This window comes from Paenibacillus sp. 7523-1, from assembly GCF_002276415.1.
Taxonomy (GTDB): Bacteria; Bacillota; Bacilli; order Paenibacillales; family Paenibacillaceae; genus Paenibacillus; species Paenibacillus illinoisensis_A.
The window spans coordinates 104,070-123,596 of sequence record NZ_NPBR01000004.1; the positions used below are offsets into that span (position 1 = coordinate 104,070).

The 19,527-nt window shown below is 45.2% G+C and carries 14 protein-coding genes and 1 pseudogene; 14 read left to right on the forward strand and 1 reads right to left on the reverse strand.

What is annotated here, in order from left to right:
• The first annotated feature begins 69 nt into the window (after window positions 1–69).
• The 9 genes from CHH60_RS02440 (at window position 70) to CHH60_RS02480 (ending at window position 12,496) form a co-directional block, all read left to right on the forward strand.
• A complete protein-coding gene (locus CHH60_RS02440) occupies window positions 70–1,443 on the forward strand; it encodes an extracellular solute-binding protein (RefSeq protein ID WP_095357742.1) in 1,374 nt (457 codons plus the stop codon).
• Window positions 1,444–1,618: 175 nt separating this feature from the next.
• Window positions 1,619–2,635, forward strand: a complete 1,017-nt coding sequence (locus tag CHH60_RS02445) for an NAD-dependent epimerase/dehydratase family protein (RefSeq protein ID WP_095357743.1) — start codon at window positions 1,619–1,621, stop codon at window positions 2,633–2,635.
• Window positions 2,636–3,733 (forward strand): dihydrodipicolinate synthase family protein, encoded by a 1,098-nt coding sequence (locus tag CHH60_RS02450; RefSeq protein ID WP_095357744.1) that lies wholly within the window; start codon window positions 2,636–2,638, stop codon window positions 3,731–3,733.
• Window positions 3,730–4,602 carry a Gfo/Idh/MocA family oxidoreductase gene (locus CHH60_RS02455; protein WP_095357745.1) on the forward strand — a complete coding sequence of 291 codons (873 nt, stop codon included), beginning with the start codon at window positions 3,730–3,732 and terminating at the stop codon, window positions 4,600–4,602. The genes CHH60_RS02450 and CHH60_RS02455 overlap by 4 nt, the downstream gene beginning before the upstream one ends.
• A gap of 70 nt (window positions 4,603–4,672) precedes the next feature.
• Window positions 4,673–6,262 carry an extracellular solute-binding protein gene (locus CHH60_RS02460; protein ID WP_095357746.1) on the forward strand — a complete coding sequence of 530 codons (1,590 nt, stop codon included), beginning with the start codon at window positions 4,673–4,675 and terminating at the stop codon, window positions 6,260–6,262.
• Between the two features lie 86 nt (window positions 6,263–6,348).
• On the forward strand, window positions 6,349–7,326 hold the full coding sequence (locus tag CHH60_RS02465) for an ABC transporter permease (protein ID WP_095357747.1): 978 nt from the start codon (window positions 6,349–6,351) through the stop codon (window positions 7,324–7,326).
• Window positions 7,320–8,183 (forward strand): carbohydrate ABC transporter permease, encoded by an 864-nt coding sequence (locus tag CHH60_RS02470; protein ID WP_095357748.1) that lies wholly within the window; start codon window positions 7,320–7,322, stop codon window positions 8,181–8,183. The genes CHH60_RS02465 and CHH60_RS02470 overlap by 7 nt, the downstream gene beginning before the upstream one ends.
• A gap of 26 nt (window positions 8,184–8,209) precedes the next feature.
• The gene (locus CHH60_RS02475) at window positions 8,210–9,217 is read left to right on the forward strand and encodes a zinc-dependent alcohol dehydrogenase (RefSeq protein WP_095357749.1); all 1,008 of its coding nucleotides are present in this window, start codon (window positions 8,210–8,212) and stop codon (window positions 9,215–9,217) included.
• Between the two features lie 24 nt (window positions 9,218–9,241).
• Window positions 9,242–12,496 (forward strand): PQQ-binding-like beta-propeller repeat protein, encoded by a 3,255-nt coding sequence (locus CHH60_RS02480; RefSeq protein ID WP_255247789.1) that lies wholly within the window; start codon window positions 9,242–9,244, stop codon window positions 12,494–12,496.
• 581 nt (window positions 12,497–13,077) lie between these two features.
• Here the strand turns inward: CHH60_RS02480 and CHH60_RS02485 are convergent.
• A complete protein-coding gene (locus tag CHH60_RS02485; protein WP_095357751.1) occupies window positions 13,078–14,346 on the reverse strand; it encodes an S-adenosylmethionine decarboxylase related protein in 1,269 nt (422 codons plus the stop codon).
• 259 nt (window positions 14,347–14,605) lie between these two features.
• Between CHH60_RS02485 and CHH60_RS02490 the strand changes: the two genes are divergently transcribed.
• From CHH60_RS02490 to CHH60_RS02510, 5 genes and pseudogenes are all read left to right on the forward strand, one after another.
• Window positions 14,606–15,385: a hypothetical protein gene (locus CHH60_RS02490; protein ID WP_095357752.1), complete on the forward strand. Its 780-nt coding sequence runs from the start codon at window positions 14,606–14,608 to the stop codon at window positions 15,383–15,385.
• A gap of 65 nt (window positions 15,386–15,450) precedes the next feature.
• Window positions 15,451–15,813: a hypothetical protein gene (locus CHH60_RS02495; RefSeq protein WP_095357753.1), complete on the forward strand. Its 363-nt coding sequence runs from the start codon at window positions 15,451–15,453 to the stop codon at window positions 15,811–15,813.
• A 28-nt stretch (window positions 15,814–15,841) separates the two neighbouring features.
• A pseudogene (locus tag CHH60_RS02500) lies at window positions 15,842–16,512 on the forward strand (Type 1 glutamine amidotransferase-like domain-containing protein).
• Between the two features lie 188 nt (window positions 16,513–16,700).
• Complete coding sequence (locus CHH60_RS02505; protein ID WP_255247790.1) at window positions 16,701–17,018, forward strand: ArsR/SmtB family transcription factor; 318 nt, start codon at window positions 16,701–16,703, stop codon at window positions 17,016–17,018.
• On the forward strand, window positions 17,015–19,522 hold the full coding sequence (locus CHH60_RS02510) for an FAD-dependent oxidoreductase (protein ID WP_095357754.1): 2,508 nt from the start codon (window positions 17,015–17,017) through the stop codon (window positions 19,520–19,522). Before CHH60_RS02505 ends, CHH60_RS02510 begins: the two co-directional genes overlap by 4 nt.
• Window positions 19,523–19,527 lie beyond the last annotated feature (5 nt).

The following is a 19,527-nucleotide window of genomic DNA, read 5'->3' on the forward strand; positions in this document are numbered from 1 at the left end:
TAATCAGGAAATACAATGAAAATATAGGTAAAATATAAAAAAAGATGAAGAGGATAGGTGGAACGGCCCATGGCGAAAATAGATCGTCATACTTTTCAGACCAGAACCAGACATATGTCTGCCGACCTGAAGCAAAAAATTAACTCCGGCTCTTACAGCCCGGGAGAATTTCTGCCTTCTGAGTTGGCACTAACAGAACAGTACAATTTAAGTAAAAACTCCGTGAGATACGTACTGGATGAGCTTGTACAGGATGGATTGATCGTTAAAATCCCCAGGGTGGGCACGCAGGTGGCAAAGCCAGCTTCGCGGGAAACCATTCGTTTTGGTGTATATCCCTCACTTTATAAAGAAGCAGGGATGGAGGAACTCATTAAGCGATTCCACGAGAAACACCCACATATTCATGTGGAGACCATTGAGCTTCCTTATATGAATTCAGACAGTATCGCCAATCTTGTCAAATTAGGGATTGTCGATGCGTTAACCATCAACTTGCAGGATATGTACCAATTCCAAGAAAAAAAGTACCTTGATTTGTTGGTCGACCAGGATCGAGACGATACAATTTACCCTTTTCTGACAACATATTTTGAGAAGGAATCGGGTGTTTTGGCAGCACAGCCTTTCATATATTCACCTGTTATTCTGTGTTACAACAAGGAGCATCTGAGAGAGAAGAGACTGGGGGAACCCAATAGTAGCTGGAGCTGGGATGAACTGGCGGCGCTGCTCAGAGAACTTAAGGCGCCTCATCGCTACAGTATCGCTTTTCAGTTATTCTCCATGAATCGGTGGCCGATTTTTTGGATGCAAAATGAGGACGATCTATCTTCGACGGATCCCAGTCCAGCTCAGAACGGAACTAGCTTTCCTACAGAAGGATTAAGATGGCTGAGGGATCTTGTGACAGAGGAAGGCATATTTCCGCTTGCCTTGGCACAAGGTGAATTTGAAGCCGAGAAGTTGTTTAAGAAGCAGAAGATATCCGTCATGCTAACCACATATTACATGCTGAATGAGCTAAAAAATGCGGATTTTTCCTATGATATCGCACAGTTACCACATTTTAAGAATGATAGGACACTTCTTCTGTCAACAGCCATTGCTCTCAGTGCAGAATCGAGCCAAAAGGACACGGCAGCCTGCTTTGTGAATTATCTCCATTCAGATGAGGCACAGACCTATATTAGGCAGCAGACCTACAGTCTACCTGCAAGCAGATATATAACGGAAACATGTTCAGTGGAGCTTAAAAACAAACCGTCCAGGTTGGAGCTTCACCGTGACTATAGTTCGAAATACATGACGTATCGGGACCTGTCGATTTCCATGCAAACTCAGATTCGTTTCGGAGAAAGCCTGAAGCAGTACATGTCTTATCTAATGGATGAAGAGGGACTTGCTGAAGTATTGCTTCCGTCTAAAAGCCTCAAGTTATAAAATACGAATAGAAGCTTTAAAAAGGCACTGCCATCAGGTAGTGCTTTTTTTATTTTATATGAACTACAAAAGAACCAGTTGACAGAAAACGTGCCGTATGCTAATTTCTTATTGAAAATAAGAACCACATATGATCCAACTATGAAAGTTAATAGGGAGAGGTGACCGTATTCGGATGAAGACCGTGGCTGAATTGGAAGCAAAGCTTTCGGAGGCATCAGATCGGCTAATCAATGACTTACATAAAGTGGATGGGGATCTTCTTATCTTGGGCGCAGGCGGGAAGATGGGCCCAAGTCTTGCGAGATTGGCCGCACAAGCCATCAGAGCGGGAGGAATGAACAAGAAGGTGACTGCTGTATCCCGGTTTCAGAATCAGGAGGTGAAGAACGATCTTGAAAGCGCTGGAATTAAGACGATTTCCTGCAATCTTTTGGACGATCAAGAGTTCATGCAGCTGCCTGCAGCGGACAACATCATATATATGGCTGGCAACAAGTTTGGTACAACGGGCAGAGAGTATTATACATGGGCAATGAATACGTATTTGCCGGGAAAAGTGGCAGAAAAGTATAAAGATTCGCGTATCGTCGTTTTTTCTTCCGGGAACGTGTATCCCTTTTCCCCGGTGGCTCTCGGCGGAGTAGATGAATCAGTACCCCCAGAACCTCTCGGCGAATATGCACAATCCACTCTGGGGAGAGAGCGAATGTTTGAATACTTCTCTCATAAGTATGGCACGCCGATGCTGCTGTACCGCTTGAACTATGCCATTGATTTACGTTATGGGGTGCTGCTCGAAATTGCCCAAAAGGTCCATGAAGGCAAGTCAGTATCACTTACGATGGGGCATGCCAATGTGATATGGCAGGGAGATGCCAATGAGATTGCCTTAAGGAGCCTGCTTAAGTGCCAAAGTCCTCCCGAAATTTTGAATGTGACTGGACCTGAAACCATGTCCGTACGCTGGGCAGCGCAGCAGTTTGCCAAAAGATTTGGTGTTACCGCATCGTTTGAGGGAAGTGAATCCGAATCGGCTCTACTCAGCAATGCAGCTAAGGCGTTTCGCGAATTTGGTTATCCGAGAGTAGGCTTGCTGGAGATGATCGATTTCATTGCTGAATGGGTTGAATCCGGCGGACCTACGTGGAACAAACCAACCCACTTTACGGAGAGGAAGGGGAGGTTCTGAATGCACAAAAAACAAGCTTCACTTACACCGGAACTGGCAGCTGCATTCCATGAAGGGTTGGTCATCCCCGCTCATCCGCTTGCTTTAAATGAACGCAGAGAGCTGGATGAAGTCTATCAGCGGGTGCTGACAAAGTACTACATTGCATCAGGAGCTGGCGGAATTGCAGTTGGTGTGCATTCCACCCAATTTGAGATTCGGGATCCCAAGGTTAACCTCTATGAACGGGTGCTCCGCTTGGCGGCAGAGGAAACGGAGCAAGCTCGCCTGCAGCGGCCCTTCATCAAGGTGGCGGGCGTTTGCGGGGATAGTGAACAGGCGACGGAAGAAGCCCGGATTAGTAAATCCCTCGGATATGATGCGGTACTGCTGAGTATGGGTGGACTTCATGATTGGAGTGAGCAGGACCTACTTCGGCATACGGAAAAGATAGCCGAAATGATGTCGGTCATCGGATTTTATCTTCAGCCTTCTGTTGGTGGCCGCTGGCTAAGCTTCGACTTTTGGCGGGCCTTTGCTGAAATTGATAATGTCATCGCCATCAAAATAGCTCCTTTTAACCGATATCAAACGATTGATGTTGTCCGAGCGGTTTGCTGCTCAAGCCGCCGCAATGAAATTGCACTGTACACAGGGAATGATGACAACATCCTGATGGATCTACTTACAACTTTTCGGTTCGAAACGGAAGAAGGTACCATGGAAAAAGATATCGTTGGCGGGCTGCTGGGTCACTTCGCTGTCTGGACACATCAAGCGGTCCAGCTGCTGGAAGAAGTGAAACGTCTCCGCAAGCCCAAGGGATCACCGTTGTCACGGGACTTGCTCACGCGAAACGTGGAGATTACAGATACCAATGCCGCTTTTTTTGATCCTGCCCATCAGTTTGCTGGCTGTATACCGGGGATACACGAGGTTCTTCGAAGGCAGGGTCTCTTGAGAGGAATTTGGTGCTTGAATCCGCAGGAGACCTTATCCGACGGGCAAAAAGAGGAAATCGATCGTGTATACCGCCAGTATCCTCACCTGAATGATGATGATTTTGTGAAGCAGCATCTGGATGAGTGGCTTAGGATAGCTGCGCTTTCCCAGTCATGAATGTCGGAATCATCGGCCTTGACAGCTCTCATGCCCTGGCATTCACCCGTATTCTTCACGAAAGTCAGGAGACTCTTTTTGCAGATGTGACTGTGACGGCTGCATATGCGGGCGGATCTCCGGATTTTGCACTCAGCATCACCCGTGTGAACACTTTTGCCGGCCGGATGATAAAAGAATACGGAGTGAGACTGATGCCCACGATGCAGCAAGTAGCAGAAAACACCGATGCCATCCTTATCTTGAGTGCCGACGGAAGGATACATCTGAATCAGTTCAAGGCGATCTGTTCTTACCGAAAACCCGTATTTATCGATAAACCTTTTGCTTTGTCTTCAGCAGACGCAGGTGAAATCATCAGACTCGCAGAAGAGTTTCAAATCCCGTTAATGAGTGCTTCAAGCTTGCGTTATGCCGAAGTCTTGACTGAATGCACAAGAGGAGACATCCTGGGGGCGGACGTGTACGGCCCGATGCACATCGAATCTACGCAGGGACATTATTTTTGGTACGGCATCCATTCGGCAGAACTACTCTTTCAAGTCATGGGCCCTGGATGCAGGGAAGTGACCGCATTCTCTACCGATCATGGCGATCTCATTACTGGAACCTGGAAAGAGGGGAGGATGGGAGCGATCCGCGGAATTCGACATGGCCCAGAGAACTTTGGAATAACGCTGCACACCAGAAACGCTAACCAGCATATCTCGCTTGAACCGAGCTACAAAGAGCTCCTGAAGTCGGTCATGAATTGGCTCAAAAACGGTGTGTGCACCGTGCATCCTTCCGAAACGCGGGAAGTTATCCGGTTTTTGGAGTGCGCAGAGCAAAGTCGTCTACAAAAATGCACCATCCTCATGGAAATGTGATCAAACCTTATACGTGCTTGACTCCTTGCTCTAGTGAATCAGATCCACCTATCTGAAGGAGGAATGTTTGATGAAGCTGAAAAAGAGGATTTCCATACTACTTGCGATCACACTGTTGACCTCAATCCTTGCCGCATGCAGCAGCGGTACAGACAAAGGCGGTTCGACCGCCCTACCGCCCCAGGAACCCGGACAGTACGGTGATACAGGGGGGCTCACTTTGCCTCTTGTTGATGAGCCGACAACCATCACGTACATGCTGCCAAGCAATGCAAAAGACCTTGGCCCGAGCAAACTGGTTGTCCAGGAGCTTGAAAAACGGACCGGTATTAAAGTGAACTTCCAAACGTACTCCCCACAAACCTACCAGGATAAATTAAAAGTCATTGTGGCATCCGGTAAGCTGCCGGACATTTTTACAGGGCTAAAACCGGCTGAACTCAAGAAAATCGGCAAACAAAACGGTGTCGTTGCCATCAATGAATACGCAGATCAGCTCCCTAACTTCAAAAAGCTATATATGGAAGAAAACGACTGGGTCATCAAATCTTTCGGCGATGAAGCCGGCAATATATATACCTGGCCTATCTACAATCTCAATCGCAAAGTCAATCACGGATTCATGTTCAGGAAGGATATTTTTGATGAGCTTGGTATCAAGGAATGGACGAACACAAACGAGTTTTATGAAGCTCTGAAAAAAGTAAAAGAAGCTTATCCCGATTCTTACCCTTATGCTTCCAAGAGCTTGGCTAATATCTTTAGAGATTGGGCCTTCGGCTGGGGACTCGGCAATACGGATCAGTACCCTGCCTATTACGATGAAAAAGACGGCACATGGAAGTACGCCGCAGTACAGCAAGAGCATAAGGACATGCTTGATTTCATGAAGAAGCTGTACAACGAAAAACTGCTTGATCCAGAATTTTTGACGGATACGCAGGATTCCTGGACGACCAAGATGACAACAGACCAATCGTTTGTCACGTTTGACTGGATTGGGCGCCTGGATCTCTTTTACAACCAGATCAAAGAGCAAAATCCAGACTATGACCTCAGGTATGCCAATCCCGTGGGACCGACCGGCAATATTAGAACACTGCCCGAGGTTTCAGATTTCAGCGTTGCCGTTGCCAAAAACAAAAATACAGAAACCTCGCTTAAACTGCTCGATTATCTGACCAGCCCATCCGGGAGCGAGTTAATGACGATCGGAGTGGAAACGGTGAACTTCGAATGGGGCGAGGACGGATATCCGGTGTACCCTGAACTAAAGGATCTTCCCCTTGTGGATATAACCGTGCTCGAAGATCGTTATGCCATGTGGCTCGAAGGAGCTTATCTAAGACCGGACCATCGAAGCATCTATTATCGTTTCTCGGAGAAAGAACAGGAGGCGCAGGATAAAATCGTGAAAGAGGAGCGTTTTGAGCCCCTTGATCCGATACTTAATTTTACGGACGACGAAACCTCCAAGATTGCCGAGCTGCAGACATCACTGCAAAAAGCAGCTGAAGAATTCAACTCCAAATATATTCTTGACGCCGGCTACGGAGATGCCGAGTGGGAGAATTTCAGAGGTCAGATCAGCAAAGGCGGTGTGGAGGAACTGATGGCAATCTATAATGAAGCTCAAAAAAGATATGACGAATCCAAATAAATGAGCTTAAGACATGATTGAACTGGAGGAGGCGATGCTTCGAACGTTTCCTCCTTAGGGAAAAAGGTATTGGAGGCGATAATCTTATGGCAGACATCGGCACGGAACATTCGGCAGCTTACCATAAAGAACTGCGAAAGAAGAGCTTCAGAGGTCGGCTTAAACAGACGTGGAATCATATTAAGCGCGACAGGCAGCTGCTTCTGCTGTTTCTTCCTTGCATCCTATTTTATGTCATCTTTCGTTACGGGCCCCTATATGGATTGATTATTGCCTTCAAAGACTACAGTGTGTTTACAGGAGTGCTTGGCAGTGAATGGGTCGGACTGGAGCATTTCATCAAATTCTTTACGAACCAGGATTTTTGGCTGCTTTTCCGGAACACGCTGCTCTTGGGATTATATACGCTTATTTTCGGCTTTCCCTTTCCCATCATGCTCGCCCTTCTGCTGAACGAAGTCAGAACCAAATGGTTTAAAAAATCGGTTCAAACCTTCAGTTATTTGCCTGCCTTTTTGTCCGTGGTCATTATCAGCAGCATGATTATCGATTTTCTCTCCCCAAACCATGGTATTTTGAATCAAATGCTGGCTGCACTTGGTTTTGAGAAAAAATACTTTCTCGTAGATCCGGGCTGGTTCCGTCCGATCTATGTCATTTCGGAAATATGGGCGAACGCAGGATACGAATCCATCATTTATCTGGCAGCCATTGCGGGAATTAGTCCTACGCTTTATGAAGCAGCCAAGGTGGACGGTGCCAGTCGTTTCCATACGATCCGCCATATTACGCTTCCTGGATTGTTTCCCACGATGCTTATCATGTTCATCTTGAAAATGGGCTCCATGATTCGCGTCGGTTATGAGAAAGTGCTTCTGCTCTATAATCCGATGACCTATGACGTTGCAGACGTATTTTCAACGTATGTATACCGCAAAGGACTGCTTGAATCCAATTACAGTTATGCAGCCGCAGTAGGATTATTCGAAGCGCTCGTGGCAATGGTGATGCTGCTGTCCGCCAATGCGATCAGCAAACGGCTGGGAGGTAATGGCTTATGGTAGGTGAGCGCAAAATATCGGTTTTTAGTGTCATGAATTCGCTGATCCTCTGTCTTGTTGCTGTAGCTACACTTTATCCCATCGTGTACATTACGGCTGTTTCTTTAAGTGATACTGCAGCGGTCGTTCAAGGTAGGGTGTTTCTTTTTCCGAAAGGGCTGAACCTTGAGGCTTATATCGAGGTGCTTAAAAATGACACGATTCCAAGAGCCTACCTGAATTCTATTTTTTATACGGCATTCGGTACGTTTGTGAATTTACTCTTTACGGCTGTAGCTGCATATCCTTTGTCGCAAAAAGGATTTTTCGGACGCAAGTTTTTTATGATGGCCATTGTCCTCACCATGTTTTTGAATCCCGGCATTATTCCCACGTATGTGGTCGTGCAGCAGCTGGGGTTAACAGATTCGGTTTGGGCACTCGTACTTCCCAATGCCATCTGGACAATGGAACTGATCATTCTTAAAAGCTTTTACGAAAACATGTCTTCCCAGATACGCGAAGCAGCCCTGATCGACGGAGCTTCCGAATACCGGATTCTGTTTAACATTGTCATTCCCTTATCCAAGCCTGCGCTTGCTTCCATCGGACTTTTTTATTTCATGGGCCACTGGAACAGTTTTTTCCTACCGCTGATTTACTTGAACGATCCGGATAAATATCCTTTGCAGGTCGTGCTGCGGGATATGTTAATCTACAGCGCAGAAAACGACGCGGGACTTGTGGATCGTTCAGCCCTTGCCCCACAGTCTATTAAAAATGCAACCATCGTACTTTCGATGATCCCCGTTTTGCTCATGTATCCGTTTGCCCAGAAGTATTTCGCTAAAGGGGTGATGCTCGGTTCGGAAAAAGGCTAAATCGACTGAAGGAGGAGCCGTATCTAATGAAAATCGTTGCTGCAAAGGAAGGGAAGGTCACGATACTGCAAGCGGATATACCCGAACTGAACAAACGACATGTGCAAGTGAGGACCGAATATTCTGGCATTAGTCCTGGTACGGAAATGAGTGCGATTAAAAGATCAGGCGTATCCCCGGTATACCTTGGCTATAGCGCTGTTGGGATTGTGGAAAAAACGGGAAGTGAAGTCAGAGATATTATACCGGGAGACCGGGTAGCTTGTTATGGTGTGCCTTATGTAAGGCATGCTGAACTCATTTCGGTACCGACCAATCTGGTAACCAAAGTACCTCAACATGTCAAACCAGAGGAGGCCGCATTTACGGGGCTCGGAGCCATCGCCATACATGCGCTTCGGACGGCTGACGTGAGATTCGGCGACAAGGTGCTTGTTGTTGGACTGGGCATTCTCGGTAATCTTGTGGCCCAAATCGCCGCTGCTGGTGCATGTCACACGGCTGCATACGATCTGAGCAAAGCACGGGTTCAGCTGCTTCAGGAGCAGATGGGCATTCAAGCAGGCTTTTCAACTGAAGAGGAAGTGGAGCGTTTTGTGATGAACGAAACGGGAGGTTTAGGATTTGATTCCATCCTCTTATGTGCTGGCGGGCCTGGAGAAGTGCTGATCAACAAGTCACTTGAGTGGCTTCGTGATCGGGGAAAAGTCGTGATTGTTGGTGATTTGTCTATGGAGTTTTCTAGAGATTTGATGTTTCGCAAAGAAGCCCAGGTACTTATCTCTAGAGCAGGCGGACCTGGAAGGTACGATCTGCAGTACGAGCAGCACAATCAGGATTATCCCATCGGTTTCGTGCGGTGGACAGAAGGAAGAAATATGGACGAATACGTCAGGCTGCTTGCTGATAAGCGAATTACGGTAAGTCCTGCCATCACGCATATGTATGCCTTGGATGAAGCATCTGAAGCTTATGAAAATTATCAATCTGATTCGGCTCAAGGGGCACTTGCCACGTTGATCAAGTATTTTTAATGCATGAAGAAGGGGAGATGTGTGATGAAAAAGCCTTTTTTCAACCTGATCATCATGTTCATGAGTTGTTTACTTGTTATTGTGATGTTTCCCGTGCAGTCTGCTCCTGCCCAAGCAGAGGAATCCAGGCTTACTCAAAAAAACTTCGGCGACCCTGAAGAACTGCTTGTTCCCAACAATTACACGGTAGCTGTCTTTAACGGAACTGTAGGCTATGAGGATGGAAAACCAGTCATGTATGCCACGAGTAAAGGCAAGCCTGGCTTCCTGAATGTGATTGACCTCGAAGAGTACAAACTGCTTCGTACGATTTCACTTGGGCCATCGGAAAGCTCCTGGGCGCATACTGTTGCGCCGAACGGTACGCTTTATGTGGCTGCCGAAGGATCGGGTGCACGATTATGGGAGTATTCGCCAGTCACCCATCAGGCTGTTCAAGTGGCTCAATTCGAAGGACAGTCTGTCTCTAATAGTATCACGACGGATGAACAGGGTAGAGTGTATGTGGGGACTTATCCGGGCGGAAAGGTTTGGCAGTATGATCCTGTGACCAAGCAAGTGAGGGATTATGGCCGTGTTATCGGTGCGCTTGATCAGGAGTATGTTCGCTCCATTGCTTACCAGGGGGGATATATTTATGCCGGTACAGCCCATGAACAGATCGTGCGTGTGGATTTGGCTACGGGTGAAAAAACGAATATTGCCGCTTCGCTTACCGTCAAAAACGATACAGTATACGATTTGAGTACGATCGATAACCGTTATTTGTTCGCGCGTTATACGGATGGAAGTGGTGTACCGGGTGAGGGTTATATTTACGATACTACAACAGGAAGCTGGCTTGATGTGGAGCTCCAGCAGGTAACCGGTCTTCACGCAGCTGACTCTGTGGATGGAAAGCTGTATTATATGTCCGAGAAAAAACTGAAAACCTTTGACCTCGCGACACATCAGGTAGAGGAAACCGGCATGACCTATGAGAGTGGGTTCAGAGGGGCGGATTGGGTAGAGTTTCAGAACAATCCCGAGCTGCCGGGAAAAACGCTCGTTACGGTACGATATGACGGTGGAGTTGCCATGCTCAATATCGATACCCAAAAAGTCATTGTACAGCCGCCGATTATTCCGGGATTGCCGGGAGTCGTCAATCGTCTCCAAAGTGTTTCCGATACACAGCTTATAACAACGGGTTCTCAAGCCAGATCTTCGTTAGTTGACTTAGAGACCATGACGACAAAACCTTTCAGCATTGGTCAAGCGGACAGTGTATATCCAATTGGAAATAAAGTCTATATGGGAGTCTACCCGGAAGGTGGCTTGTACGTTTATGATCTGAATCAAGAACCGGGAAGCACAAATCCGCAGCGTCTCGCTGTACTCGGGAACGATCAGGAACGTCTTGTGCATATGTCTGAAGGGGACGGTAAACTGTTTATTTCGACCATCTCAGGATACGGGACGCTGGGAGGATCGCTTACAGTCCATGATACCGCTACAGGTGAAACCAAAGTCCATCGAAATGTAGTTCAGAATCAGAGTGTGCTTAGTACCGCTTATGTAGACGGGAAAGTTTTTGGATCTACGACCATCAGAGGAGGACTGGGCTCCACGCCGAGCGAGCAGGAGGCCAAAATTTTTGTGTGGGATGTTCAAAATGAGCAAAAAATAACGGAGTTTACGTTGGATATTCCCGAACTTGTCGATCCGATTTTCATTGGGGACCTGTCTCTCGGGCCGGATGGATTGATCTGGGGAGCATCCTACGAATATATATTTGCAATCGATCCGGATACGTACCAACTTGTAAAATATAAAAAGATTTATCCGAAGCTCTATTACACCCAGTGGCATCATCATCCGATGCGTTGGTCGGAAGACGGACTTTTGTATGTCCTGTTTAACAACAAGCTGACAGTGATTGATCCCGAAACACTGGATTTCAGAACATTAACGGATGCTTCGAGATTTGATCTTGGGATGGATGGGGACCTGTATTTCACAGATCTCGCAACCAATACGGTTCTGTATCGAATCCAAATTGATGGTGAGATTGTGGCCGAACCGCCGGGGCTCCCTTTACCGGTAAATAATGCCGGGTTGGAGCAGCCAGAAGAGAGCGGAAAGCTGCCGGGCTGGACTTCACTGTTTGCAACAAGTGGGGATGTTAAATTTGAGCGTAGCAGCAACAAGAGTTACGCAGGTGATTACAGCCTGAAAACAACGGATCTTATTCGTACTGGCTCCGTTGCAGTGCAAAGCGATCCAATCGCATTAGTGCCTGGAGAGGAGTATACCGCAAGTACTCAAATATATATTGAGTCAGGCCAGCCTGGTTTCATGTTCCGATTTTATAATGCAGAAGGGCACAGCTTGTCTACTTTGGAAACGCATCTGGATGAATCGCGACTTCACCAATGGCAAAAAGTAACTCTCCGCGGTACGGCACCGGAAGGAACGGCTTATGCCAGACTAATTGCGGTAACCAGCCGCTATAATATCTCCACAGCTTACTATGACGATTTTTCCGTAACGGTTAAAGATAATACGGCTCCCTTAACTGAAGCTGCGTTTAATCCGCAGGCAAATGAGCAGGGTTGGCACCATGAAGATGTTTCGATTACTCTAAAATCGGAAGGAGCAAGCTCTATCTTTTTCGAAACTACGGGGGCTGAGGAAATCAATCAGCGTGAGACCGAAGGTGGTACCACTGAGTTTACCGTACGCGAAGAAGGAGTGACGGCCGTAACTTATTGGTCGGCATCGGCTTATGGTGTGCCCCGGGTACCCTCTACTACCGAAGTTAAGATTGACAAAACGGCTCCTATCATCGAATTTTCAGGGAATTCCGTCTACGAGCTGGATGAGGAAGTGCGGATCGAATGCTCCGCTCAGGATGCATTATCAGGTGTAGCTAAAAGTGATTGTGATGCTGTGCTTGCGGATCGCCACGCCTATTTGAATGGTGTTGGGGAGCATTTGGTCCATGCTTCCGCCCATGATATCGCTGGGAACGCTACGAATTCTTCTTTTTCTTATGAGGTGATCCTTACCTATAAAGGTATGGCAGGACTTATCGACAAGTTTCTCGCTAATGATCAAGAGCTGGCTGATAGACTAAAGGAACAATTGACCAAAGTAGAAAGAGCCGATGAATCAGGTAATGAGGGAGGAAAAAAAGGCGCAATCAACGGATTTGTCCATCAAGTGCAAGCCAAGATTGGCAAAGGATTAGCTCAAGAAGATGCAGAGGTTTTGATACAGTTCGGGTCACAAATGTAATCTTTATTTGACCATTGAAGCAGCCCATCCATCTTTTCAAGTGGAAATGATGACTACTTAAGTTATTTAAAATGGAAATATCTATTAGACGATGCTCATATTTTTTCAATGATTTATGATAAACTAAATGATAGCAATTGGAACTCATGGGCTGATCCGCTTGCATCCAACATTGTTTTTCCTTCCAAAGTAGCAATGAACCGGGCTATTATGCTACAAATCACAGACAAATTGTTCATAGAGGCAGCCAAGGCGGGAGAACTTTTTCTTGCGAAATCTAGCTGAGCATCCAGCAGAGTGATTAGGTCATGTCATATTCACTGTAGGGCAGTTCCAGTCATGCGGCTTTTTTTGAAAAATTATCGTAAGAAAAATGGCAGCCGACCAACATGATCGGCTGTCTTTTTATTGAGCTAAGGGCAGTTTAGATGAATGAAACTTTGGAAGTGAAAACTAGGGAGGATTCTTGAGATGCGGCTTCTTTCCATTTTTGTGCAGTACTATCCATTACCTTATACCTGCTCTATAGACTTGTCCGTCTTCGTCAGCTTATTGCATATGGTTGTACTCTAAGCCATCTATCATTTAGTCCATTTTAATCTTTGATGAAGTAATCCATCGGAATCTTTATTTTCTCCCACGACAAAATCAGTCATATGGTACGTTAGATATTGTTCGTACTTGCTTTCGGTTTTGAGCAGGAGCTCATGAACGTTATAAATACCTACAGGAATATCATCCAGTATTAGGCTGGCCAAGGCAGCATAAATGCCGCATGCGACTTGAAAATACGTGGCATTTGTTTTGTACTGAGCATAAATGCTACTACTTTTCATCGAATTATACATAAACTTTTCATGATCCTCGTAAACCAAAAGAACTCCAACGAGGTCAGCCCCTTCAACCTCCCCTTTGTCTGGATCAATTATGCGCTGGTTCCAATTCCATAAATCGTCTACTCGATCTAAATGGTTTCGAATTAAATTCGTTGTATACTCACTAACACGATAAATAAATCCAATCTGCATATCAAACAACTCACCTAGTGTTAGCACTTCTTCATGCGGCATCAGACATCCGTAAAATTCCTTGTCTCCTAACCTTACTTTGTATTCCATTGAATAGACCTGTTCATAAAAATAATGAGGCAAATGATTATGAACAAACATCGGATAGCTTAATATGGCTTCATCCAGGAAACATTCGACTGACCAAGAAGTATAAATGGTGTTAGGTTCAATTAATGTTTGGTCTGCAAAAAAGGAGGTATCATGCTCAACAATGTAGCAGGCTAAAGGTTTTTTATCTGGATTTTCTTGCATCAGTTTTATAGCCATCCATTGTACGACGCCAGGATTCATACCTGAGCATGTAATGGCGGTTGTATGGGTGAAATCAGTTTTTCTAGTTTGATATTTAATATTTCGCTCTGCAAGGGGAAACCCGTGCATGCTCTCGTTATTATCCACCTCCTCATTCTCAAGGGCAGAATTAACATATAATATGCCTAGTTCGTTACAGCAGTTAAGCATCTCGATCGTATCGGCCCATGATACATCAATGACTACTTTTGTGTTTGTTTTAGTAAGGTGCTTTCGGAAGTCGCTGACTTTTTTAAGATCTAACTGGTTGATTTTGATTTGTTTCGAAAGATGGGGGCAGAGTTGATCATAATATGCTTTATCCTTTTGGTTCATATCAATGAGGTGGAATTGTGATTGGTTAATGATAGAGTGCATAGGGTCATTTTTATCTTGAACGGATTGATTAAGAATGGCTAATACCGCTTTAGCCGCACCTCCGCTGCTGCCTAGTATCGTAATGGAAGGAGAGATTATACAATCCAGCATCTTATCACTTCCTTCATAGTTATTCATGTTTATGTATTAATATATGATTCTACTAATCGCAACGATCGTGCTTCTACCTATTAATAGATGAGAAATAATAGATTAGAGGGACAGCTAATTAGCTGAACAGGATGTATGGGAAACCTTATCATAATCGCGTTGAATTAATGGGTAGGACAGTTTAATGAAATAAAAGGGATCACAATTACTCGCATGGAAATAATAATAGTCAAAGTAGATTGTTAAATGGAGGGTGAATATGTTTCTCATTACTAATCCTAAAGTTTCTGGATTTACGCCCCAGTGGTCACAATTTAGAGGATTCTCAATTCTATTTGATAATCCATCAGACCGATTATTTCCCTTAGATGAAAGTAGAGAGCTGAGGTTACTTAGTTGTGATATTGAAACTGAAGAATTAAGATTATACAAAAGTTTATATCAAACTCTTACAATATTCACAGAATTGAACAATACATATCTGTTTTGCCCTTTACCTTCCCATTCTTATCATGTGACGCTTTGGGATGGAATTAATGAAGCCAACGTTCAAGCTGTCTCACGCCAACATAGGTTCAAAGCCGAAGATCTGCTTGAAGGTTTACCGCATTCCTTTCTGAGAGAAAATGAGTTTCTCTGTATCGAAAACCAGCCGCTAAATATCAACATGAAAGAACCCATTACATTTCAATTTGATAGACTCCTAAAGTGGGGGAATTCTGTGCTAGTAGCAAGTCTAAAACCTGCGAATTCTCATTCTCAAGCCATCTTACATAAGATTGAAAAAGAAAGAAAATACCTTATTGAAGAGTATAAGGGACATTTCGGATTAGAAACGTGCGGATATTCCTATACACCTCACATCTCTCTAGGGTATTTCGCTAATAAAGAATTGGCTGAATTGACTACCTCCATGATTGATTCTTGGAATGAACATTTTTTAACAAACACCAAGGGACAAACCATTACATTTACTAGCAACAGTCTGTACGGTTTCAATCAAATGTCTACTTTCTTCAAAAAAGCTGTAAGAAATTAGTTGAAACAGCATTCAAATCCTCATTTTGGGAAAAATAAAATATCCCAACTATGAGGTGATTGCATTTGATAAAAATAATTTTGACGTTCGTTTTAGCCCTTGGGTTAGCTTCGCTAATAGAAACCCCAGCTTCGGGCGAAGACACTCTGCCAGCAACAAATACAACGCCATGCACGTTAATTCAACAGGCATTGATAGTTGAATTGAATCCTCAAATAATGAGTGCTCTTCGTCAAAAGTACCAAGACAACTTTTTGTACTCGAATGTCCATGTGTTACCGATCCAAGGCTCAGACACTCTGCAGATAGAATTTATTTTAGAAATGACGGTGATGAAAGGAGAGCAGCCAGAAACAGTTCAAATGTCGTTTCGACGAGATGGTCTTAATGGATATAGGGTAGATGATATAGCTAATAAGCTGAATTAAGAAGTTCCAAGCGACTAGGAGTGAAGCTATGAAATTATTACTAACTTCTGCGGGCCGTTAATAACAAAAGCATACGCGACGCGTTAGTGGACATGTTGGACAAGCCGATCGCCGACTCCAACGCACTGTGTATTCCCACCGCAATGTATGGACACCCCTGGGTCGGACCTGGCGTCAATACCTGGGAGTCCATCAGCGGGAAATCCGAGGACCCCATGGTTAACCTGGGCCGGAAGTCTGTTGGTGTGTTAGAGCTCACCGCGCTGCCAAGCATCAGTAAAGACCGCTGGGTGCCGCTGGTTCAGGAAATAGACGTCCTGCTGGTGGCGGGCGGCGACGCCTTCTTCCTGAACCACTGGATGCGGCAGGTCCGGACTGACAGACCTCTTTCCATCGCTGCAGGCAGTTTATGTGGGAATGAGCGCGGGTAGTATGGAGATGGCACCCAACATTGGGGGGATACTTTGTTGGCTGGATTCCACCCGGCGGTGGTGATGCGTCACTGGGTCTGGTTGACTTTGCAATTTTTCGCATCTTGATCATGAAATGCTTCCAGAAAACACCATGGCTGCTGCTGAAAGATGGGCCGCTGGCATTCAAGGGCCTACATATGCGATTGATGATCAAACCGCCATCAAAGTGATCGATGGAACAGTAGAAGTTGTTTCCGAAGGGCATTGGAGGCATTTTACGTTATGATATTCACGCTGTTGGTGACATAAGTAAGTTTCATGAATTGATTTGTGAAGGAAGTGAGATCAACGTAGCTTAGTCGTATCCAAGAAGAGCATTCAATACATAGGATAGAAAATAACAAATACAGGAGTTTGACTTTCATTTTACTATATCGTATTATTCTAATATAACGATACGGAGGGGGATTACGTTTGGATAAACTCGAATTTAACGATAGCGGTGATTTGAAGCAGTTTGAGGAACCTGCTAACTTACTGAAGGCCCTTTCCCATCCTATACGCCTGTGCATTGTGCGTGGGTTGATGCGTAAAAAGAAATGTAATGTTTCCTATATGCAGGAGTGTCTGGATCTGCCGCAATCAACCGTTTCCCAGCATTTACAGAAGCTGCGCAGTGCAGGAATTGTTGATACGGAGCGAAATGGCCTCGAAGTGAATTATATACTTGCAAACCAACGTATTGAACAGATTATAACTGTTTTATTTGGAGAGGATGAATGTGAATCATGAGTAAGAAAGTAGTCATTGTTGGTGGAGTAGCGGGCGGTGCGTCAGCAGCAGCCCGCCTACGCCGGCTGGATGAACATGCGGAAATAGTCATATTTGAAAAGGGTCCCTACATTTCATTCGCCAACTGCGGCTTACCTTATTATGTAGGCGGAACGATTGCTGAGCGTGACCGTTTGTTAGTACAAACACCTAAAGGAATGGCAGATCGCTTCCGAATTGATGTACGTACACAGAGTGAGGTCATATCCATCAACCCCCAGCATCAAACGATTCTAGTGAACAGCGAGGAGCTCGGTCAATACGAAGAAACCTATGACGAGTTGATTCTGTCTCCCGGTGCACGTCCGATGCTCCCTGATTTGCCGGGTATAGATAATCCATTGATTTATACAGTGCGTAACATTCCAGATATTGATCGAATCAAAGATGCAATAAGTGCATCTAACAACGAATCAGCAATCGTTATTGGTGGTGGATTTATTGGTGTTGAAATGGCAGAAAATTTGAGGGAAGCTGGACTACATGTAACGCTGGTTGAGGGTAACGAACAAGTGCTCACTCCATTTGATCCTGAACTCGCAGCTTCACTGGCACAAGAAATGGAGCAGCATGGTGTTAATTTGCAGTTTTCCAAGCGTGTAAAGGGTTTTCGTTCACTGGAGCATGGCATCGGGGTCGAGCTTGCAGATGGTCACATTTTAAAAGGAGATCTTGTGATTCTCGCGATTGGCGTGTCGCCAGATACCTCATTTCTGCAAAGCAGTGGTATTTCCTTGGGGACACGTGGACACATCATTGTTAATGAGGCCATGGAAACCAATATACCGCATATATATGCGGTTGGTGATGCAATTGAAGTCAGTGATTACATCCATGGAACCAAGACAGCGATTCCGCTTGCAGGTCCTGCCAACAAACAAGGACGTATTGCTGCGGATCGGATTGCTGGCATTAATTCTACCTACAAAGGAACACAAGGGACTTCTATTATTAAAGTGTTTGGACTGACTGGAGCAACCACGGGCAGCAATGAAAAGTTATTAAAACGTCATAACGTGGATTATCATACGGTGATTGTTCATCCTGCTTCTCATGCATCGTATTATCCAGGATCGAGTGCAATTACTCTGAAATTGCTGTTTTCACCTGAAGGAAGAATCCTGGGTGCCCAGGCAGTTGGATTTGAAGGAGTGGATAAACGGATTGATGACATTGCGGTTGCAATTCATTTTGGGGGTCATATAAGCGACTTGACTGAACTTGAACTGAGTTATGCACCGCCCTATTCATCAGCAAAAGATCCGGTTAACATGGCTGGGTATGCAGCAGAAAATATTATGGCCGGACGTGTCAAAACATTCACCTATGATCAGCTGTCTATGCGCCAGCCGGAGCAAACCATACTACTAGATGTACGTAGCGAGCTAGAGCATCGGAATGGCCACATTCCCGGATCATTAAACATCCCAGTGGATGAGCTTCGTGAGAGAATGGATGAGCTAGATGTCTCTAAAGAAATCTGGGTATACTGCCAAGTAGGTTTACGGGGATATACGGCAACACAAATTTTGCGTCAGCACGGTTTCAACGTTAAAAATTTGAGTGGTGGATTCAAAACGTATCGCCAAGCTCAATTTAAACCAGCTCCGTATTCTGGCCAAAAGCATGAGGTTACAGATGATCAGAATCATAGCGATCATGTTTCTCATTCAAAGCAAAATGCATTACATCAGAAGGATCAACCGTCTGCTCAGTCTCAGTCCCAACGTATCGATGAAGAATTGGATGTATGTGGATTGAGCTGCCCTGGTCCTTTAATACAAGTAAAGCAGAAGATGGATCAACTATTAGATGGAGAAACGCTACGGGTAAAAGCTTCTGATCCAGGGTTTTACGAGGATGTAAAGGCATGGGCAGCAATGTCTGGTGCAGCACTCATACAGTTGGAACGTGGTAAGAACGGTATCATTGAAGCAGTACTAACCAAGCAGACAGAAACGGTCAAATCATCTGCTTCGGAAGCTCAACATGTGGAACCTGCCAGTACGATGGTTGTCTTCAGTGGCGACCTGGATAAAGCCATAGCCTCTCTTATTATTGCTAATGGCGCAGCTGCAAGCGGGCGCAAAGTAACCATGTTTTATACATTCTGGGGACTAAATATTATTCGCAAGCATCAGCCGGGACCGGTATCCAAAAACATGATAGGCCGTATGTTTGATCTTATGCTGCCACGTGGTAGTCACAAGTTAGGCTTGTCCAAAATGAATATGATTGGTGTCGGTCCTAAAGTTATTCGCGGCATCATGAAGAAAAACAACGTCGCCTCTTTGGAGGAATTGATTCAAACTGCGTTAGCACAAGGTGTTGAAATGGTTGCTTGTCAGATGTCTATGGATCTGATGGGTATCCAGCGGGAAGAGATCATGGATCAGGTTACGATTGGTGGTGTAGGTTACTATCTGGGCCAGGCTGACAAATCAAACCATAATCTGTTTATATAGAAGGG